17 protein-coding genes are annotated in these 20,928 nt (G+C 59.3%); 10 read left to right on the top strand and 7 right to left on the bottom strand.

Going from position 1 to position 20,928, the window contains the following annotated elements; all coding sequences use genetic code 11:
• Positions 1–229 precede the first annotated feature (229 nt).
• From ACFOFO_RS16635 to ACFOFO_RS16625, 3 genes are read right to left on the bottom strand one after another with little or no spacing between them, the layout of a single operon-like run.
• Entirely contained in the window at positions 230–547 is a 318-nt protein-coding gene (locus ACFOFO_RS16635) for an Mpo1-like protein (RefSeq protein WP_390332071.1), read from the bottom strand.
• 55 nt (positions 548–602) lie between these two features.
• Positions 603–1,412 (bottom strand): alpha/beta fold hydrolase, encoded by an 810-nt coding sequence (locus ACFOFO_RS16630; protein WP_390325406.1) that lies wholly within the window; start codon positions 1,410–1,412, stop codon positions 603–605.
• 1 nt (position 1,413) lies between these two features.
• Entirely contained in the window at positions 1,414–2,736 is a 1,323-nt protein-coding gene (locus tag ACFOFO_RS16625; protein WP_390325404.1) for an O-acetylhomoserine aminocarboxypropyltransferase, read from the bottom strand.
• 288 nt (positions 2,737–3,024) lie between these two features.
• Here ACFOFO_RS16625 and ACFOFO_RS16620 point away from each other — a divergent pair, with 288 nt between their 5' ends.
• The 3 genes from ACFOFO_RS16620 (at position 3,025) to ACFOFO_RS16610 (ending at position 6,909) form a co-directional block, all read left to right on the top strand.
• Positions 3,025–3,471 carry a CBS domain-containing protein gene (locus ACFOFO_RS16620; RefSeq protein ID WP_390332070.1) on the top strand — a complete coding sequence of 149 codons (447 nt, stop codon included), beginning with the start codon at positions 3,025–3,027 and terminating at the stop codon, positions 3,469–3,471.
• Between the two features lie 195 nt (positions 3,472–3,666).
• Positions 3,667–4,686 carry an NAD(P)/FAD-dependent oxidoreductase gene (locus tag ACFOFO_RS16615; protein ID WP_390325402.1) on the top strand — a complete coding sequence of 340 codons (1,020 nt, stop codon included), beginning with the start codon at positions 3,667–3,669 and terminating at the stop codon, positions 4,684–4,686.
• 336 nt (positions 4,687–5,022) lie between these two features.
• Complete coding sequence (locus ACFOFO_RS16610) at positions 5,023–6,909, top strand: MFS transporter (RefSeq protein ID WP_390332068.1); 1,887 nt, start codon at positions 5,023–5,025, stop codon at positions 6,907–6,909.
• A gap of 156 nt (positions 6,910–7,065) precedes the next feature.
• Here the strand turns inward: ACFOFO_RS16610 and ACFOFO_RS16605 are convergent, their stop codons facing one another.
• Positions 7,066–7,278 carry a DUF1653 domain-containing protein gene (locus tag ACFOFO_RS16605; protein ID WP_390325400.1) on the bottom strand — a complete coding sequence of 71 codons (213 nt, stop codon included), beginning with the start codon at positions 7,276–7,278 and terminating at the stop codon, positions 7,066–7,068.
• Between the two features lie 85 nt (positions 7,279–7,363).
• A complete protein-coding gene (locus tag ACFOFO_RS16600) occupies positions 7,364–8,098 on the bottom strand; it encodes a 2OG-Fe dioxygenase family protein (RefSeq protein WP_390325399.1) in 735 nt (244 codons plus the stop codon).
• Between the two features lie 290 nt (positions 8,099–8,388).
• Between ACFOFO_RS16600 and ACFOFO_RS16595 the strand changes: the two genes are divergently transcribed.
• Positions 8,389–9,396, top strand: coding sequence for an asparaginase (locus tag ACFOFO_RS16595; RefSeq protein ID WP_390325397.1), 1,008 nt, complete (start codon positions 8,389–8,391; stop codon positions 9,394–9,396).
• A 24-nt stretch (positions 9,397–9,420) separates the two neighbouring features.
• Positions 9,421–9,624, top strand: a complete 204-nt coding sequence (locus ACFOFO_RS16590; RefSeq protein WP_390325395.1) for an oxidoreductase-like domain-containing protein — start codon at positions 9,421–9,423, stop codon at positions 9,622–9,624.
• Between the two features lie 71 nt (positions 9,625–9,695).
• On the opposite strand, the gene ACFOFO_RS16585 is transcribed toward ACFOFO_RS16590, so the two are convergent.
• Positions 9,696–12,971: a PAS domain S-box protein gene (locus tag ACFOFO_RS16585; RefSeq protein ID WP_390332066.1), complete on the bottom strand. Its 3,276-nt coding sequence runs from the start codon at positions 12,969–12,971 to the stop codon at positions 9,696–9,698.
• A 123-nt stretch (positions 12,972–13,094) separates the two neighbouring features.
• Positions 13,095–15,380 carry a putative bifunctional diguanylate cyclase/phosphodiesterase gene (locus ACFOFO_RS16580; RefSeq protein WP_390325388.1) on the bottom strand — a complete coding sequence of 762 codons (2,286 nt, stop codon included), beginning with the start codon at positions 15,378–15,380 and terminating at the stop codon, positions 13,095–13,097.
• A 453-nt stretch (positions 15,381–15,833) separates the two neighbouring features.
• On the opposite strand from ACFOFO_RS16580, the gene aroC reads away from it, so the two are divergent.
• The 5 genes from aroC (at position 15,834) to leuB (ending at position 20,832) form a co-directional block, all read left to right on the top strand.
• Positions 15,834–16,934 carry a chorismate synthase gene (aroC, locus tag ACFOFO_RS16575; RefSeq protein ID WP_390332064.1) on the top strand — a complete coding sequence of 367 codons (1,101 nt, stop codon included), beginning with the start codon at positions 15,834–15,836 and terminating at the stop codon, positions 16,932–16,934.
• A 245-nt stretch (positions 16,935–17,179) separates the two neighbouring features.
• Entirely contained in the window at positions 17,180–18,580 is a 1,401-nt protein-coding gene (gene leuC, locus ACFOFO_RS16570) for a 3-isopropylmalate dehydratase large subunit (protein WP_390332213.1), read from the top strand.
• 33 nt (positions 18,581–18,613) lie between these two features.
• Complete coding sequence (locus tag ACFOFO_RS16565) at positions 18,614–18,739, top strand: entericidin A/B family lipoprotein (protein WP_390325385.1); 126 nt, start codon at positions 18,614–18,616, stop codon at positions 18,737–18,739.
• A gap of 140 nt (positions 18,740–18,879) precedes the next feature.
• Entirely contained in the window at positions 18,880–19,527 is a 648-nt protein-coding gene (gene leuD / locus ACFOFO_RS16560; protein ID WP_390332062.1) for a 3-isopropylmalate dehydratase small subunit, read from the top strand.
• 234 nt (positions 19,528–19,761) lie between these two features.
• The gene (leuB, locus tag ACFOFO_RS16555) at positions 19,762–20,832 is read left to right on the top strand and encodes a 3-isopropylmalate dehydrogenase (RefSeq protein ID WP_390325380.1); all 1,071 of its coding nucleotides are present in this window, start codon (positions 19,762–19,764) and stop codon (positions 20,830–20,832) included.
• Positions 20,833–20,928 lie beyond the last annotated feature (96 nt).

Below are 20,928 nucleotides of genomic sequence, written 5' to 3'. Positions count from 1 at the left end.
GCTAATCGGCCTTGATTTTCAAAACTTTAGGGAGCGATTTTATTTATTTTTTTGTGCTCACGAGGAATTTGGGCGGAACTTAATGCTTCGGAGGCAATGAATTTAGCCGCGTGAATTTCTGGGCGCCATTCCCGCGAAGCGGGAAATCGAGAAGCGTTGCGTGCCTAGCCCCCGCATTCGCGAGGGGCAAATCGCCGCGGCGTCTGGTCCAACTGAACGGCATCTGGCCCTACAGTGGCATTTGTCGAGTCAACAGCTGCCAGTACATGCGCCAATCGCCCATCAGCGAATATAGCGGATGCTTGAAAGTGGCGGGCCGATTCTTTTCAAAACCGATGTGGCCGATCCAGGCAAAACCGTAACCGCACAGCGGCGCTGCCAGCGCCCACCAAGGATTGCCGGTAACGACCAGCGCTGCGAGGCACAGCAATACCAGCGTCGATCCAATGAAGTGCAGTCGGCGGCAAGTCGGATTGCGATGTTCGCTCAGGTAGAACGGATAGAACTCGGCGAAGCTGGAGAATTTTGCTGGATCGGCTGCGGCCATAATGAACTCCTGTCAATAAGGATAATCGCTTGCCAGGCAAGCCGCTGGGCCGACGTCAGTCGCTGTTGGCGAATGAAAACAGGGCATCGAGCACCGCATCCGGCTGCTCCGCCATCAGCGCGTGGCCGCAGCGGTCAATCTGTACCGTCCTTGCGTGCGGTATCGCCTTGCTCAGCACGGCACTGGCCTTGATCGGGGTCATCATGTCCTGTTTCGCCAACAGGAACAGGGCCGGGCAACGCACCGATTCGGCGGCGATTTCGCCATTGACGTAGCCATTGCAGGCGGCAAAGTCAGTGTAGAACACCTGTGCCGGGTTGATCTGCGAAATCCTTTGCATCAAGCGCTGCGCCCCGCCCATGACATAGAAGCCGGGGCCGGGGCAGGATGGTTTGTGGGCGATCGACGTGTGTTGCCACAAATTGACCATGTCGATCGCGCGTTGTTCGTCGTTTTTTGCGGCATCGAGCAGCGTGTCGGACACTTTCATCGGATACGCGGTGCCAACCAGGGCCAGCTTGCTGACCCGCTCCGGCGCCTTGTGTGCGGTTTCCAGCGCGATGAGCGATCCCATGCTGTGGCCGATCAGGCTTGCCTGCTTTACGCCTGCGGCGTCGAGCAGGGCCAGCAGCCAGTCCGCCAGCGCTGCCACGCTGGTCAGCGCGGCGCCCTTACTGCGGCCGTGGCCGGGCAGGTCGACCGCCAGCACACCAAAACCGTGATGCGCAAAATAACGCGTTTGCAAGCACCACACCGTATGGTCATTTTGCGCGCCGTGGATGAAGACGGCGGTCGGCAGCGCCGGGTTGAAGGCTTTGCCGCCGGTATAGCAGTAGGCCGCGTGACCGTGTACGTCGAGCAGCATCTCAGGCCCCTTTCTTCGCGCTGTATTGCGACAGCTTCAGGCCGCGCGCCAGGTCTTCGATCAGGTCATCCGGATCCTCCAGGCCGATCGACAGCCGCATCGTTCCTTCGGTGATGCCGGATGCGGCCAGTTGCTCGCTCGGTACCCGGAAATGGGTGGTCGAGGCAGGGTGGATCACCAGCGACTTCGCATCGCCGACGTTGGCCAGATGGGAGAAGATGTTCAGTGCCTCGACGAAGCGCCGGCCGGCAGCGCGATCGCCCTTGAGGCTGAAGGAGAACACCGCGCCGCAGCCTTTTGGCAGCAGTTTCTTGGCCAGCGCATGATCGGGGTGCGAGACCAGCTCCGGATACGACACCGACTCCACCGCCGGATGTGCCACCAGAAAATCGACCACCTTGCGGGTGTTGGCGACATGCCGGTCCATCCGCAGTCCCAAGGTTTCGATGCCTTGCAGGATCGCGAATGCGTTGTGCGGGCTCATGCTCGCGCCGAAATCGCGCAGACCTTCGCGCCGCGCCCGCAGCGCAAACGGCGCTACCGTCGATTCCTCGGCAAACACCATGCCGTGGAAGCCGTCATAGGGTTCACACAATTCGGCGAAGCGTCCAGTCTTGTCATATGCCTGCTGCCAGTCGAAGGTACCGCCGTCGATCAGCAAGCCGCCGATCGCGGTACCGTGACCGCACAGGAACTTGGTGGCGGAATGGAACACCAGATCGGCGCCATGCTCGAACGGGCGCAGCAGGTAGGGCGTAGTCAAAGTCGCGTCCAGCATCAGCGGCAAATAGTGGTCATGCGCGATTGCCGCCACGCTGGGGATATCGAGCACGTCCAGCCCCGGATTGCCCAAGGTTTCGGCGAACAGTACCTTGGTATTCGGCCTGATCGCGCTGCGCCAGGCGTCGAGGTCGCGCGGATCGACGAAGGTGGTGTCGATACCGAAACGCTTCATCGTGTAGGCCAGCAAATTTTGCGAGCCGCCATACAGCGCGCGCGACGCCACCACATGGGAGCCGGCGCCGGCGATGGTCACCAATCCCAAATGCATCGCCGCCTGCCCGCTGGCGACGGCGATCCCGGCCACGCCGCCTTCCAGTGCGGCGATGCGTTCTTCCAGCACCGCATTGGTCGGATTCGAGATCCGCGAATAGACGTGGCCGGCGCGTTCCATATTGAACAGCGATGCCGCTTGATCGGAATCCTTGAACACGAAGGACGAGGTGAAATGGATCGGCGTCGCGCGGGCGCCGGTGGCCGGATCGGGCGCTGCGCCGGCATGCAGCGACAGGGTGTCGAAGCCGAGATATTTGGGACCGCTCATGGACGTGGGCTCTGTGGATGACGATGGGCGGAATGGTAGCCTGAAACATGGCGGGCTGTACAACACGCGGCGAAGGGGTCGGAATATTCGCTACCGAATTGGCGCTCGCACGGAGCGGCAGCATGGACCGTCAAACAGACTGTTTGCCCTTTTTTGCCAGGGAAGCTTGTGCCGGCCTTGGCTCAGCGGTTGCGGTCAGCAGCGTTCCCGCGCTGGATTTTTCATCCTGCATAGGCTACATTCGAAATGCATTTACACTAGAACAATATATTCCGCGAAGAGGGAAACATGAAAGTCTCCGAAATTCTCCAGGTCAAGGGCAATATCCTCTATACGGTGACGCCGGACACGCCGATGAAGGCCGCCGCCGACACCATGGCCGAGAAGGACATAGGCTCGTTGGTCGTGATGGAGTTTGGCGATCTGGTCGGCATGCTCAGTTTCCGCGAGGTAATCATGGCAATCCATGCCAATGGCGGCACCGTCGGCAACGGCACGGTGCGCAAACACATGGACGACCACCCGCTGACAGTCACGCCGGACACCGACGTCAACGAGGTACGCCGCATCATGATCGAAAAGCACACGCGCTATTTGCCGGTAATGGACGCCAAGACCCTGCTCGGCGTGATTTCGTTTTATGACGTCGCAAAAGCGGTACTGGAAGCACAGAGTTTCGAGAACAAGATGCTGAAAGCATATATCCGCGACTGGCCAGTGGAAACCGACGAGTGAGTATCTGCGCGCGCATGCGATCGATAACATCGCTGGCATTCCGCGCAGAATGCGGGGGACGCGAGGGATGCACCACGCGTCGGTTTTTCGAGTATTTCAGGTTGGTGAAGCAAAAGGGTGCCTTCGTTTTTTAATCAAACCGTTCATGAATCATCAGGATTTGCGAACGGTTTTTTTGTGACTGAGAGGATAGACATGCAGATTGCGGTTATCGGCGCCGGCATCTCCGGCTTGACATGCGCTCGCCAGCTTCAGGCCCACGGCCATAGTGTCACTGTCTATGAAAAATCCAACCATGTCAGCGGCCGCATGGGCACGCGCGAGACCGAACTCGGCGGTTTCGACCACGGTGCTCAATACTTCACCGCGGTATCGGATGGTTTCAAGAAGCAAGTGTCGGCCTGGCGCAAGGCAGGACTGGTCGCGGCCTGGGAGGGCAAACTGGTCACCCTCGACGCCGCGACCGGTGCCGCGCCCAAAGCCGCCGGCCGCGGCACGCAACGTTATGTCGCGGTACCCGGGATGAGTGCGCTGGGCCAATACCTGGCAGACGGGCTTGATGTCCGCACCGGACAACTGGTCAAGCGCATCGCGGCGGCCGATCCATCCGGTTCCGCCAAGAGCCAATGGTTGCTGACGGTGCAATCGGATACGGTGCCGATTGACGCGCATGCCGGACCGTTCGACGCCGTGATCGTCGCGATGCCGGCCGAACAGGCTGCGTCCTTGCTCGTCGCGGTGCCGGCAATGGCAAAAGTTGCCGCCAAGACGCATCTGGCGCCTTGCTGGTCGCTGATGCTGGGCTTTCAGCAGCCGCTTGAACTCGGCTACGACGGCGCCTGGATCAACAATTCACGGCTGTCCTGGATTGCGCGCGATGCCTCCAAACCGGAGCGCCGCCCGGGCGAGCACTGGGTCGCGCATGCATCGGCCGCATGGAGCGCAGAACACTTGGGCGATGATGCGGAACGCGCCAGGGACAAGCTGCTCAAGGCGTTTCATGAAGCGACCGGCTCACGGGTGCAGCCGATCCACGCGGTCGCCCATTGCTGGCGCTATGCGCAGGCGCTGGAGCCACTGGATAAACCTTGTCTGTGGGATGCCAAACACAAGATCGGCGCCTGCGGCGATTGGTTTGCGGCCGGGCTGGAGGGCGGCGGTCGCGCTGAAAATGCCTATATCAGCGGCCTGCAACTGACGGGGCATATCGGCTGATGTCGCGATCGGGTCCGGGTTTGTGCGAAGCTTGTCGGCGCAAATCCGGATTACGCTCGTTGATATACTCCGGTGTTTGAATGTGAATTCCGCAATGAATTAAAGGAGCTACTCTATATACTCTTTATAATTCATATTTATCGGCGGTGCGCGCTGCTGCGGTAGCACAACAAATCGCACCATCGTGGGGTATCAACAGGGCGCTGTAAAATTGCGCAAAAAAACGCAACAAACGAGCGCAACAAACGAACGCAACAAACAAGCGCAATACTGGCCAGTGCGGCTATCCAGTTCAATCCAATCCACATTCAATCCGCATTCAATCCGTTATTCCAAATGAGTCAATCGAATCAATTTTCGCTGCTGTCACAACGCCGTTTCGCGCCGTTCTTCTGGACCCAGTTTCTTGGTGCGTTCAACGACAATGTCTTCAAGACTGCGCTGCTGACGATCCTGACCTATCAGGCCATCAGCTGGACCACGATGGATGTCGGCCTGCTCAATAACCTGATTCCGGGTCTGTTCATCCTGCCTTTTGTGCTGTTCTCCGCGACTGCAGGGCAGTTGGCTGACAAGATCGAGAAGTCGAAACTAGCACGCTGCGTCAAGCTGCTCGAAATCATGATCATGTTGATCGCCGCGGCAGGCTGGATGACGCACAGTCTGTGGTTGCTGATCGCCGCGGTAGTCGGCATGGGTGTCCATTCGACGCTGTTCGGCCCGGTCAAATATGCGTATTTGCCGCAACAGTTAAAACCGGAAGAGCTGATCGGCGGCAACGGCATCATCGAAATGGGCACCTTCGTCGGCATCCTGCTGGGTGAAGTGCTAGGGGCGGTGCTGGTCGTGCATCGGCCGTGGGGCGTCGAACTGGTCGCCGGCGGCACGATTGCAATTGCCGTGATTGGCTGGCTCACCAGTCGCCGCATACCGCTGTCGCCGGCACCCGAGCCCGAGCTGAAAATCAACTGGAATCCGTTGACCGAGACTATTCGCAACATCGGATTCAGCCGCCGGAACCGACCGGTATTCCTTTCGATGCTCGGCAATTCGTGGTTCTGGTTTTACGGCGCGATCATACTGGCGCAGTTTCCGGTGTATGCGAAAAATTATCTGCACGGCGATCACAGCGTGTTCGTGCTGCTGCTGACTGTATTTTCACTCGGTATCGGCGTCGGCTCGCTGTTGTGCGAGCGCCTGTCGGGGCACAAGGTCGAGATCGGGCTGGTACCTTTCGGTTCGATCGGTTTGTCGGTGTTTGGTGTGGATCTGTTCCTTGCCAGTTTGGCCTATACCAACACTGCGCCGGTCGATATGAGCGGCTTCCTGGCCCAGCACGGCAGCCTGCGCATCCTGTTCGACTGCGTGATGATCGGCGTGTTCGGCGGTTTCTATATCGTGCCCCTGTTCGCGCTGATCCAAACCCGCTGTGACCGCAGCCATTTGTCGCGCACCATCGCCGGCATGAACATCCTGAATGCCTTGTTCATGGTGGTCGCGGCGCTGGTCGCCATGGTGTTGTTGAAAGCCGGATTGAGCATCCCGCAACTGTTTCTGGCGACCGCGATCATGAACGCACTGGTGGCTGCCTATATCTTCAGCCTGGTGCCGGAATTCCTGATGCGTTTCATTGCCTGGTTGCTGATCCACACCATCCACCGCGTGCGCGGCGTTGATGTCGATCGCATCCCGGAGCAGGGTGCAGCGGTGCTGGTCTGCAATCACGTCAGCTACGTCGATGCGATCGTCATCATGGCCGCCAGTCCGCGCCCGATCCGCTTCGTGATGGATCACCGCATCTTCAAGGTGCCACTGCTGTCGTGGATTTTTCGCACCGCCAAGGCGATTCCGATTGCGCCAGCCAAAGAAGATCCGTGGCTGATGGAAAAGGCGTACGTCGATATTGCACAAGCACTGCACGAAGGGGACCTGGTGTGCATCTTCCCGGAGGGAAAGCTGACCAGCACCGGCGAGATGAACGAATTCAAGGGCGGCATCAAAAAAATTATCGATCGCTCGCCGGTCCCGGTAATCCCGATGGCGCTGCGCGGCTTGTGGGGCAGCCTGCTGACGCGCGACAGCAGCAACCCACTGGGACGCTCGTTCCGGCGTGGTCCGCTGTCACGGCTGGATCTGGTGGTCGGTTTGCCGATTCCGGCGGCGCTGGCGACGCCGGAGTTGCTGCGCGAGCAGGTACTGGGCTTGCGCGGCGACTGGAAATAGCGCCCGACGGCTGTCGGACTTACGGCTCGGCGCCCCCGGAGAATCGGCGGCTAAAATCTGTGAGCAGTACAGTGTCACCGGCTTCCGCGGCCACGCCGATCTGGCGTGGGCTCAATTTGCCAAAAGCGCAGATCGTGCGGTCTCCGCTAATGCGACCTACAGCCGGGAAAAACGCGGCGACCCGTCCTCCAGCGTGCCATTGAACATCTCGGATGGCCTGACCCACAGGCCACGAGCATGAGGCCAAAGGTGTTCATAAACGACCATGGATTCCCCGGTTTCGGAATGCGTTGCATCACCGATCACCCGGTACAGGCCGCCCTTGTAATGCTTGTGCGTGGCAATTTTTTGGGCATCCGCTTCGGTCATTGGTTTCTCCAGCTCGAAAATTGTGTGGCCGGTTACACGGGGCGGCGCAACGCGAGGTAGATGAGGCCGGGGCGCCGTCAGTGGTTTATTCCTGAAACCCGTTCGCCCGATAGGTCAGTACCAAAGTATCTCGGTGTCCGGCGCTGTCGGTTGGCTGGATCGGCGTGGTTTCGTGAATCACGCGCTCATCGTCGAGCAACAAGAGTGTCCACGGCTCGGTCAGCGTAAAACGCTGGCCGTTCGTGCCGGCCGCTTCAAACACGCGGGTTTCACCGCCTTTGACATTGACGCGACCGACGAACAGGATCGCAACAAAATCAACGCCGTCCCGGTGCGCACCCTCGGGAGTCGGTCTGCCAATACCGCCAGCGGTGTCGATGCGAAACTGATGTGCTTCCACGTACCATGGTTGGGATGCCTTGACTGCGGTACAGATTTCGCCCACGGCTGCCACCAGTCGCGACCAAACCGGCTGATTTACCGTTGCCGGCGCCATGGGTTCAAACAAACGCTTCATGCCACCATGCAGGGCATTGTATTCGGTGGGTTGCCAGTGCGCACGATGCGGCACCTGCGTCACTTCAGATCCCTTGACCACAAAACTGGAATGTCTGCGGCGCCGGTAATGCCCGCCATCCTTCAGATATTTATCCAGCGCCAGTTCATTCCAACTCGGCTTGAGCGCTTCCAGCTCGGCCAGATCGCAATCAATCAGTGAGGCGACACTCGACGGGCACAGCAACGCATAGCCCTGGGAGCGTAACGTGTTGGTAACTTGATCGGGCAGAGTGAATGGCGGGGAGGGGGGGGCAGTCGTCATGGCAGTTAGCGAATTGGTCTTGATGCACGTCATTGGGACAACAAAAGCACGATGCCGTCATTCTCTCATGGCTGACAAGTTGAAGGAACGTAATGATCTCTGAATTAACGCATTCCAATGCGCCTGGCCAGCGGGCTTGTCACGGCAGACCGGGCTCGACTCCGCGCGCGGAATGTCGATGTTCGCCAGCGTAGGGCGGACTGCGCCAAGCCTTGGTATAGTGGAGTTGCGTTGGTCTGGTGCTCCTGATGCGACCACGTGGCGCCAATAAATACTTTGGGGAATCAGCAATGGCACATGCACAGTTGGTTGAGGTCACGCGGGGCGACAGCGTGGAATGCATTCATTCCGGTTCAATTGCGATTGTTAATACCCGAGGCGACTTGCTGTATCAGGCGGGCGAACCGAATTTTTTGACGTTCACCCGATCAACGATCAAACCGTTTCAGGCGGCGCCTTTCTTGCGCGCGGGCGGGCCCGCGAAATTCGGGTTCTCTACCCGTGAAGTTGCGCTGATGTGTGCCAGCCATTCCGGCGAGGCCGTGCATGTCGACACGGTGCGGACGATGCTGCGCAATTGCGGATGCGACGAGCATGATCTGCGCTGCGGATGTCATTTGCCGTTGCGCTACGCGGCCACCGACACGCTGCCGGTGGCCGGCGAAAACTTCAATCAACTCTATAATAATTGCAGTGGCAAGCACGCCGGGTTTCTGGCGTATTGCATGCAACATGGACAGCCGATTGACAGCTATCTTGATCCGGCCCATCCCTTGCAACAGGCGGTGCGCGCCAGCGTCGCGCATTTTGCAGGCGTCAACGACTCGGATTTAATCATGGGAATCGACGGTTGCTCGGCCCCCAACTATGCGATGCCGCTGTCGCGCCTGGCATTGTCCTATGCGCGACTGGCGCAGGGCGAACAGGATGCGCTCTACGGTGGGGCATTGGACGATCTCTATCGCGCCATGACCGCGCATCCGGAACTGGTATCGGGTACCGGGCGCAACGATCTGGCGTTCATGCGGACAGGGCCGGGAGATTGGGTCGCCAAAATTGGCGCCGATGGCGTGCAGGTGATTGGGGTGCGCTCCGCCGGACTGGGAATAGCAATCAAGATGATCGACGGCAATATGCGCGCCCTGTACACGGCAGCGGTCGCGGTGTTGATGCAACTGGGTCTAGTGTGCGATGCAGAAAATTCGCCACTGGCCGGCTGGATAAGGCCGCAGCTGAAAAATTTCATGGGTTTGCGTACCGGCGAAGTGCGCGCCGCATTCCAGCTGCACAAAGTTTAGCGTCTTGTATTCTCCCTGCGAACCATGGCCAAGCGCCCACCCAACGATGATCCAGCGCCGACCGCACCGATACGGCCAGACGTTGATGATTGCTGCAATAGTGGATGTCAGTGCTGTGTGTTTGATCGGTACGAGGAAGCAATGGAACGCTATCGTGCCGAGTTGAAGGCATGGGAATCCCGGCACGCCGGTCGAATGAAAGGCAGCCGACGGAGTGTGTCGCGCTGATCGTTCATCGGGCGGGTGCACTCAGCAACGCAGCGCCGATTCGCGTACCGCATCGAGGGACCCGATGCAGCCTAATCGAGGCTGGGCGATGACATTGATTCCGGTACCGGCAACACGGTTTTGTCCTCGCGCGGCATCTGTGGTGCGATGACCGGCAAACTGAGGATGAAGCTGGTGCCGACATCCGGTTCACTGTTGACCTGGATCCGTCCGCCGAGTATCCCGGTCACGATGTTGTGGGTGATATTCAGGCCGAGACCGGAGCCGCCGGCGCCGAGTTTGGTGGTGAAGAACGGGTCGTAAATCCGTTTCAGGTGCTCGCTCGGAATGCCGACGCCATCGTCCCTGACGCATAACTCCAGCCAGCCGTCTGGCATCGCTTGCGCGGTGATCGTGATGGTGCCGCGGTCGCGCCCTTCGAAGCCGTGGATCAGCGCGTTGTTGATCAGATTTGCCAATACCTGGCCGAGCGGACCGGGATAGCTGTCCATCCGCAATGTCGCAGGGATATCGTGCTTGACACTGAACAACGACTTTCTGATTGCCGGGGACAGCGTCAACAGGATTTCTGACACCACATCCAGCAATGAGAAAACGCGGCGCTGCGAGCTGGTCTGGTCGACGGCGACCTGTTTGAAGCTGGTGATCAGGTCGGCTGCCCGGTACAGGTTGCGCACCAGGATATCGCCGGCTTTGCCAGCGTCGCTGACATAACGTTCCAGCGTCGAGCGAGTGAGACCGTCGCCATAGCTTCGGTTGAAGGCGTGCGTCAAGTCGACCAGAGTGCTAGCCGCCATCAGGCTGTTGCCGATCGGTGTGTTGAGCTCATGCGCGACGCCCGCTACCAGGGAGCCGAGTGCCGCCAGTTTTTCGTTGCCGACCAGTTCTTCCTGAGCCCGATTCAGGGTTTCGAGTGTGCTCGCCAGTTCCAAATTGGCACGACGTAACGCATCGGTGCGTTCGACTACCCGGTGTTCAAGGTTGGCATTGAGTTCGCGTATCTCGTTTTCGATGCGCCGTTTATCCGTGATGTCTTCGCAGGCAAGAATGGTGAATTTGTCGCGGAAGACATCGAACGAATTCCTTGAAATTTCCACCAGCACTGGTGAGCCGTCGCCGCGACGCATCCAGTATTCGCGATTGTTTTCGACACCGGTGCCATCGAACAAGCCGGTCGATGCCGCTGGTTGCGCATCCGGTTCAAAAAGCGCCAGCTGCGACATCGTTTTTCCGACAACCACTTCGCGCGGCCTCAGGAATAGCCGTTCGAAGGCGTCGTTGACATCCTTGACCGGATAATCGCCACCGAACGGGATCACGCACATCGCTACCGGGGATGCCTGGAAAATGGTCGAGAAGCTGCGTTCGCTTTCCAGCAGCGCTTCTTCCGCATGTTCGCGCTCAAGCTCGGCGGAAGCGCGTTCGCCATACACTTGCAACAGCGATTTGACCAGTTCCGGGTTACCCAGCGGCCGACTGTCCATCACCGCCAACAGGCCAATCGTGTTGCCGGCGGCATCGCGGATGGGCGCGCCGGCGTAGCTATCCCAGCCTTGCGTGACCAGCACATGGTCGCGCGGAAAGCTTTGCTGTATGCCGCTGGCGTACAGGCAGATCTCACCAGTCAGAATATCTTCGCAGGGCGCATCAGCAAATGAGTAGCGATAATTATCCGCGGCCGCACCGCGGTCGTGGACTGCCAGCGTGTACACCTGTCCCGGTGCGTCGCCTTCCAGCAATCCGATCATGGCGTGCTCGGTCTGTAGCGCGGACGCCAGATCGTCGACCAGCATCTGGAAGAATGATTCGCCGGTAATGCGCTGACTCCATTGCGTCAGTCGGTGCAGCGCACGATCGATTTCGGCCTTGTGCAGCTGCAGTCGGCGCTGCTCGGTGACGTCGCGGATGACCGACAGTTGATAAGCCTCGCCGGCCACTTCAAAAATGGTGGTATTGCTCAGCACCAGCCTGATATCGCCGTTACGGGTTCGCATGCTGCTGGCAAAATCTCGCACCGTCTTGCTGCGGTCGAACTGCTTGATCAATGCGTCGCGCTCATCGAGATCCGCCCAGAGATTGAGCTCGCGCGAATTTTTACCCAAGGTCTCATCGCGGCTGAAGCCGGTGACGGTTTCAAAGCTCTGGTTGACATCAAGAATCTGCCCGTCGCTGATCCGGCTGATCGAAATCGGGTCGGGATTGCACTGGAAGGCGCCAGCGAATTTTGCTTCCGACCAGATCCTGTCCTGCTCCAACTTTCGTTTCTCGGTGATATCTTCGGCCATGGTCAACAGGCGCACCGCGGCGCCGCTGTCATCGGTGATACGGCCGTTATTCCATTGGCAGAAGATGATCTCGCCCGCTGCGGTCATGCAGCGATTGGTACAGGGGGTGCCGCCGGTACCCAGCGCCAGTTCACTGAAAATCTGATCCACGCCGTGCAACTCGTCCGCCGGGATAATCAGATCGGGATGTTGGCCGAGCGCCTGTGCGCGGGAATACCCGAAGATTTTCTCTGCGGCGGCGTTCCATTCGATGATGCGCCGTTGCAGATCCCACTCGATGATCGCGATCGGACTTTGTCCGACCATGGTCCGAAAGCGCGCCTCGCGCTGGCTCAGCTCCTGTTCGACGCTGTGGCGTTGCGCGATGTCCTGTTCGAGTTCTATGTTCTTCTTGCCTAGTTCGTCGAACAGTCGGCGCAGGCTGACCCGGGTTTGCTCCAGCCGTTGGCTTAGCATGCCGATTTCATCCAGATGCTGCCAGCTGAACGGTTGATCCAGTTGCCCGGAAGCCAATCGTTCAGCGCCGGAGCCGATCCGCCTAAGTGGGCCGACCAGGCGCCGCTCCAACAACAGCAGCACCAGGATGATTGACAGCGCCACTTGCGCCGTCAACGCCAGCATGTATCCGATCAGATTTTCCGCGATGATTTTTTTCTGGTGGGTGCTATTCACTTCGAGCCGCACCGAGCCGATAGTGCTGCCGCGATAAATGATGTTGCGGTTGGTAGATTCGGTATAGCCTTGGTGCCGTTCAGGTCGGTCCTGTTTGACAAATACCTCGCCGTTGCTGTCGCGCACCTCGATCTGCACCAGGTCTTCATTTGCCATCATCGCTTCGAGCAACGAAGCTGCGCTTTCCTTGCTGATATTCCACAATGGTTCCTGCATGCCGTTGGTCAGCACATCGGCGTTCTGCAGCAGCAATTCATGGGTGCGCTGGTGGATGTCCCCGTCGTATTTCGCGAACCAGGAATAGCTCATGATCAGCACCACAGGCGCCAGCAGCGCCACCACCACCGCCAGCACGATGGCGCGTCGCAGTGTCAGGAAATGCTGGATCATGAAAGGCCAAGCATCGGCCCGCCGCGCCGATTTGCATCGCACGGTGGGTGCGCGGCGCGCGCGCGGTCGGGTCGGTTCGGACGAGTCATGGAGAAAAAGTCGACGCGCGCGATCATGGTGCGGCTACTCCGAAATCGATTCGGACTGCGTGTGCAGCGCCGCGCCGAGACCTGCATGCTTGAGCCAGTCGGCCAGTTGCGCGGCGGCCATCGGCCTGGCAAACAGGAACCCTTGCGCCGACGCACAACCCAGGTTGGCAAGGATCGCTGCCTGACGCTCATCTTCCACGCCTTCTGCGACGACCGACAGATCCAGTTTGCGCCCCAGCTGAATCACCATCTCGGCAATACTGCTGCCGCGTGATGAATCGGTGATCTCATTGACGAAGGCGCGGTCGATCTTGAGCCGGTCGACGTGGAGTTGTTGCAGATAATTGAGAGATGAGAAACCGGTGCCGAAGTCGTCGATCGCGATACTCAGGCCGAGTTGCTTGACCTGATGCAGTGTTTCGCTCAAGAACGCCGGTTCTTCCATTGCCATCGATTCAGTGATTTCCAGCTCTATAAATTCGGCAGGTGCCTGGGTATCGGTCAATACCTGCCGCAGTATGTCCAGAAAGCGCGGATGGCGGAACTGGGCCTGTGACACGTTGACCGATATCATGAAGTCCAGATAGCCGAGCGTGCGCAGGCGCACCAGTTCAAGGCAGGCGGTGCGTAACACCCATTCGCCGAGTTCGATGATCAGGCCCGAATATTCTGCGATCGAGATGAAACGATCCGGCGCGACGAAGTTGCCGTCCTCGGTTTGCCAGCGCAGTAGTGCCTCTGCACCCATCGGCCGGCGCGTCGCCAAGTCGATCTGCGGCTGGTAAGCCAGAAACAGCTGGCCCTCATCGAAGGCCCGGCGCAGCGCATGCATCATCTTGACCCGCTCGCGGATTTCGATACCCATGCTGTGGGAGAAATAGAAGTGACCGGCACGCTGCTGGACCTTGGCTCGCTTCAACGCGATGTCGGCATCCTTGACCACGCCGGCGCCGCTGCCCTCATAGTCGGTCAGCCGGATCAGGCCGACCGTCGCTGACAGCTGGATCGCCTGACCGTCGATCCGGAACGGCTCCTTGAACAGCGCCAGGATCATGGTCGGGTTGACCTGGGCACTGTCGCCCAGCACCGCAAAGGTGTCGCCGCCGACACGTGCGACGGTCAGTCGTTCGCCCAGGCGCGATTGCATCCGTGCCGCCACCGCCAGCAACAGCTGGTCGCCGAACTGGTGCCCGAAGGCGTCGTTGGTTTCTGAAAAATGGTCGATATCGACGATCGATAGCGTCGCGTTGCGGCGCGCCGGCTGTTGCAGCATGTCGTCGATAATCTGGATCAGCCGGGTGCGGTTCGGCAGCGTCGATAACTGGTCATAGAATGCGAAATTATGCAGCCGCGTCAACAGCAGCACATTGTCGAACCCGACCGAGACATTGCCGCAAAAGACGTCCAGCAAACGCTGTTCGATGTCGGAGAGAGGACGACCTGTGTTCAACAACGCAGCGAAATGGCGATCTTCCTTGCAGGCGAAATACAGCGCGCTGAAGTCTTCGCCGTGCACGTTCTGGCGTCGCTCGAAGGCCTGCGCCAGCCCATCAGGCAGACGACGGTCGCCACGGGCCGGCATCGATTGATTCAGCAATGCGTGATACGAGCCGGCTGCCGCGATGATGTCAATATGGTGCTCCGATGCGGTGCCCTGAGCGCCACCAAGTTGCATGCCTACCAGGCCATCCGGCACGCAGTCGAGCAGCGCGGCCAATTGCGCGAGCACGCCGGCGGAAAAATTCGGCAAGCCATGCAGCGCCATCAATTCCGTGCCTGCGCGCGCAATATGCGCAAGCCCACGGCGGCCGGCGTTGATCGCACGGATCTGTTGGTAGGAGCGAATCGCGGCCGTCACCGTGGTGTACAGCTTGATACGGGTCAGTTCCGACTTGGTCTTGTAATCGTTGATGTCGTAATCGCGGATCGCTTCGATCTCGGGGGCATAGCCAGGCTGGCCGGTGCGCAAGATGATGCGGACCTCGACCTGGCCCAGGGTGTCGCGGATATGCCGCACCAGCTGCAGGCCGGCATCGTCCTGTTCCATCACGACGTCGAGCAGGATTACCGCGATGTCGGTTTCAGTCTGCAGCAGTGTGCGCGCCTGTGCAGCCGAGTAGGCGTGCAGGAATTCGAGCGGGCGCAGCTGCATTTCCATGTTGTTCAACGCGAACACGGTGGCGGTATGCACATCGATATCGTCATCGATGATCAACACGCGCCAGACTGCGGGCTTGTGGGTCGGGCCCGCCGTCGACCTGGGTGCGGACTCCTCCAGGAAAATGAGCTCGTCCTTGTCGGACTTGTTCGGTAAGGGCATTCAAGCGTCTCCGAAAATCTTTGTCTGATTGGCTGACTTAAGCGTGCGTGAATTCGGGACCGTTTCGATATCGGTCGCGATGAGCGACCTTGTTCCATACCGCATTGCGTTGCATTGTATCGGACCAACAACTTTGCGCGGCGTTTTGTGGCGTCCATGTCGCCTGGCGATTTTAGCGTGCCGCAGTTGTCGCTGATCTTGACCAAGGCGCGCTTTTCCCTGGTATCCAGATACTGGTGAAGTCAGACGGAATTTACGCAATAAAATAGTGTCACGTTGACGCATACTCCTTAATATTTGAGCGAAGCTCGAATGGTGCCTTCGATATTGGGGCGGCATCTTCGAGGCGGCACACCGCTCTTGGACCAGACTTGGCTGAGCGCTCCAGCGGCCACATCCGATGCAATTGCGCGACGCTGGTAAAATCGAATTTTAATCTTCTCCTCGCTCCCCATGTCCGGCAATACCCTCGGTACCCTGTTTACTGTCACCACGTTCGGCGAATCGCATGGCCCTGCGATCGGCTGTGTCATCGATGGCTGCCCGCCGGGTCTCGACCTGTCTGAAGCCGACATTCAACCGGAACTGGACCGTCGCAGGCCAGGCACGTCTCGTCACGTCACCCAGCGCCAGGAATCCGATACGGTAGAGATTCTGTCCGGCGTGTACCAGGGAAAAACCACGGGCACCCCAATCGCGCTGCTGATCCGCAATGAAGACCAGCGCAGCAAGGACTATGGAAATATCGCTGAGACCTTCCGGCCAGGGCATGCGGACTACACCTATTGGCATAAATACGGAATCCGCGATCCGCGCGGTGGCGGACGCTCATCGGCGCGCCTGACTGCGCCGGTGGTCGGCGCAGCGGCAATCGCGAAAAAATGGCTGCAACAGCAGTACGGCACCGTCTTCAAAGGCTGCATGAGCCAGCTGGGCGAAATCGACATCCCGTTCCAGTCGTGGGATCTGGTCGCCGGCAACCCGTTCTTCGCGGCCAACGCCGACGTGATTCCGCAGCTGGAAGCGTATATGGACAAGCTGCGCAAGGATGGCGATTCCTGCGGCGCGCGGATCGAAGTGGTGGCGCAAAACGTGCCGGTTGGTCTGGGCGAGCCGATCTACGACAAGCTCGACGCCGAGATCGCGTACGCGATGATGGGCATCAATGCGGTCAAGGGCGTCGAGATCGGCGCCGGCTTCAAGTCGGTCGCGCAGAAGGGAACCGAACATGGCGACGAACTGACGCCGGACGGCTTCCGGTCCAATAACGCCGGCGGCGTACTGGGCGGCATTTCGACCGGTCAGGACATCACGGTATCGATCGCGATCAAGCCGACCTCGTCGATCCGGACGCCGCGCCAGTCGATCGATAAGGCAGGCCAGCCCGCCACGGTGGAGACTTTCGGGCGCCACGATCCTTGCGTAGGCATCCGCGCCACTCCCATCGCCGAGGCGATGCTGGCACTGGTGCTGATGGATCACGCGTTGCGCCACCGTGCGCAATGTGGCGATGTTCGCGTCGCTACGCCGGCAATTGCTGCCAATCGACGCTAGGGTGGTGAGCCGGCATCCAGGCTTTGGCTAACGCTGGTTGCCGCACTATTCACCACTCGCGCGTGTTGGTGCGATTGGTGCCACGCAACAAATATCCACCCTCGGCGCTTCCATCGCGCCAATATGGCATAATCGATTGCTACGTCAGCGGCATTAATTTGCTCGTATTTTTTATGTTATCTATGTATTAACTACGCGCCAATCGTTGTATTTGGCGCCTATCTTTGCTTTCTATTTCTCAGACCATGGCTAAAACGCTGTACGACAAACTGTGGGAATCGCATGTGGTGCATGTCGAAGACGACGGCACCACGATTCTGTATATCGACCGTCATCTGGTGCATGAAGTGACCAGCCCGCAGGCATTCGATGGCTTGAAACTGGCTGGCCGCAAACCCTGGCGTATCGCTGCCAATCTGGCGGTGGCCGACCATAATGTGCCAACCACCGATCGCGCCCACGGCATCGCCGATCCGGTGTCACGCCTGCAAGTCGAAACGCTCGACGCCAATGCCAAAGAGTACGGCATGACCTATTTCAGCATGCGCGACCACCGCCAGGGCATCGTCCATGTGATCGGACCGGAGCAGGGTGCCACCTTGCCCGGCATGACCGTGGTTTGCGGCGATTCGCATACCTCGACCCACGGCGCGTTTGGTTGTCTGGCGCATGGTATCGGCACCTCGGAAGTCGAGCACGTGCTGGCGACCCAGACGCTGCTGGCCAAGAAATCGAAAGCGATGCTGGTGCAGGTCGATGGGCAACTGCCGGCCGGTGTGACCGCCAAGGACATCGTGCTGGCAGTGATCGGCAAGATCGGGACCGCGGGCGGCACCGGTTATGCGATCGAGTTCGCAGGTAGCGCGATCCGCGCGCTGTCGATGGAGGGCCGTATGACGGTCTGCAATATGGCGATCGAGGCGGGTGCCCGAGCCGGCATGATCGCGGTCGACGATACCACCATCAATTATGTGAAGGGCCGTCCGCTGTCGCCGGTTGGCCCGCATTGGGACCGCGCCGTGGAATACTGGCGCACGCTGCATTCCGACGCCGGCGCGCGCTTCGATCTGGTAGTGACCCTGAACGCGAGTGACGTCAAGCCGCAGGTGACTTGGGGTACTTCGCCGGAAATGGTGGTGTCGATCGATGGCCGGGTGCCCGATCCCGACAAGGAAAAAGATGCGGTCAAGCGTGAGGCGATGGAAAAAGCCCTGGTCTACATGGCCTTGAAGCCGAATACCGCGATCACCGATATCCGGATCGACAAGGTTTTCATCGGCTCCTGCACCAACTCGCGGATCGAAGATCTGCGCGCCGCGGCGGCTGTGGTGCGCGGCAAGTTCCGCGCGTCCAATGTGCGACTGGCGATGGTAGTGCCAGGTTCGGGCCTGGTCAAGGATCAGGCCGAGCGTGAAGGTCTGGACAAGATTTTCCGGGATGCCGGGTTTGAATGGCGCGAGCCGGGCTGCTCGATGTGCCTGGCGATGAATGCCGATCGCCTGGAACCGGGCGAGCGCTGCGCATCGACCTCGAATCGTAATTTTGAAGGACGTCAAGGTGCCGGTGGGCGGACGCACCTTGTCAGCCCTGCGATGGCTGCTGCGGCAGGGATCGCTGGCAGTTTTGTCGATGTCCGCTCGTTATGATCATTTGCAATTGAAATCAACAGGAACTAACTAATGAAAAAAATTATCGCGCTGTGTTTGCTAGTCGCTTTCGGCGGCATGCTGTCGGCCTGCAATACCGTCAAGGGTTTCGGCAAGGATGTCGAACATGTCGGCGAAAAAATGCAGGGCTCCAAGTAACAGCAACGGCGGCGAGCTTGCACCGCCGCTTGCTCCGAGGACTGCGGCCACTGTGAGCGGCCTGCGATGGTCCGCGATCGTTGTACCAGGGCCGGCAGATTTTGCGCCTGCCACTGCCTTATTTTGACTTAGTAGACAGAATGAATAAATTCACACTTCTCGATGGCCTGGTGGCGCCGCTCGACCGCGCTAATGTAGACACCGACGCCATCATTCCGAAACAGTTTCTGAAGTCGATCAAGCGGACCGGTTTCGGTCCGAACCTGTTCGACGAGTGGCGCTATCTCGACCATGGCGAACCCGGCATCGACAACACGCGGCGTCCGCTGAATCCGGATTTCGTGCTGAATCAGCCGCGCTATCAGGGCGCATCGATCCTGCTGACCCGCAAGAATTTCGGTTGCGGATCGTCGCGTGAGCATGCGCCATGGGCGTTGGAGCAATATGGTTTTCGTGCCGTGATTGCGCCCAGTTTTGCCGATATCTTTTTCAACAACTGCTACAAGAATGGCTTGTTGCCGATCGTGCTGACCGAAGCGCAGATCGATCATCTGTTCAACGAAGTGAAGGTGTTTCCCGGCTTCCGCCTGATCGTCGACCTCGACGCGCAGCGCGTAGTGACCAGCAACGGCAGCACCAGCTATCCGTTCGAGATCGACGCGTTCCGCAAGTATTGCCTGCTGAACGGGCTCGATGATATCGGTTTGACCCTGCGTCACGCCGACAAGATCCATGCTTACGAAGACCGTCATCTGGCCGCGCAGCCGTGGCTAAGTAATACGATTTGATGTTCCAAATGGGTGTTGGCTAAAGTCGCGCGACCCGCACTAAGAAGCCTGTTGGTCGGAGTATATCGAAATCTCCGCCTATATACCTGTTGATTCGAGTTCCAAGTGTCGGAGTAAAGGCGGATGACGAACAGTCGCGCGCACATCCGGCAGTGTGATCGCGAAATTCCTGCCGACAGTCTTTCATCGCGGCGCCGAGCACAGAGGCGTCGAGATCTTATTAGTGAGGTTATATTGAAAATCGCAGTGCTTCCCGGTGATGGCATCGGTCCCGAAATTATCGAGCAGGCCGTCAGGGTCCTGAACGCGCTCGGTGAGCCGTTCGAAATGGAAACCGCCCCGGTCGGGGGCGCCGGCTATGCCGCGCACGGCCATCCATTGCCGGAGGCGACCCTGAAACTGGCGCAGCAGGCCGATGCGATTCTGTTCGGTGCGGTCGGCGACTGGAAGTACGACACATTGGAACGTGCGTTGCGGCCGGAGCAGGCGATTCTCGGCTTGCGCAAGGCCCTGAAATTATTTGCCAACCTGCGCCCGGCGATCCTGTATCCGGAACTGGCCGGCGCATCGACGCTCAAACCGGAAGTGGTGTCCGGTCTCGATATCCTGATCGTGCGCGAGCTGACCGGCGATATTTATTTTGGCCAGCCGCGCGGCGTGCGCGTGTGTCCGGACGGGCCGTTCAAGGGCGAGCGTGAGGGTTTCGACACCATGCGCTACGCCGAGTCCGAGATCCGGCGCATTGCGCATGTCGCGTTCCAGGCCGCGCAAAAACGCGACAAGCGCCTGACCAGCGTCGACAAGGCCAATGTGCTGGAAACCTTCCAGTTCTGGAAAGAGATCGTCACCGATGTGCACAAGGAATATCCCGACGTCGCGCTCGATCACATGTATGTCGACAACGCGGCGATGCAGCTGGTGCGCGCGCCGAAAAAATTCGACGTGATGGTGACTGGCAATATGTTCGGCGACATCTTGTCCGATGCCGCGGCGATGCTGACCGGCTCGATCGGCATGCTGCCGTCGGCCTCGCTCGACGCCAATAACAAGGGCTTGTACGAACCATCGCACGGTTCGGCGCCGGATATCGCGGGCAAAGGCGTGGCCAACCCGCTGGCGACGATTTTGTCGGCGGCGATGATGTTGCGCTATTCGCTGAACCGGGCCGAGCAGGCCAACCGGATCGAGGCAGCGGTCAAGCAGGTGCTGGCGCAGGGTCTGCGGACCGCCGATATTTATGAGGCGGGTACCACCAAGGTCGGCACCAGGGAAATGGGCGACGCGGTGGTCCAGGCTTTGCATTGATGGCTTGAATCCAGATACTCCGTCATTGATGCCTGGATTGCGCAAATATTTATTGGATCGTGTCGATATACTCCACCAACGCGGTGCGCGATGATA

The sequence above is a fragment of the Pseudundibacterium arcticum genome, assembly GCF_042646465.1.
Classification (GTDB): domain Bacteria; phylum Pseudomonadota; class Gammaproteobacteria; order Burkholderiales; family Burkholderiaceae_D; genus Undibacterium_A; species Undibacterium_A arcticum.
This window is presented reverse-complemented; position numbering and strand designations above follow the sequence as displayed.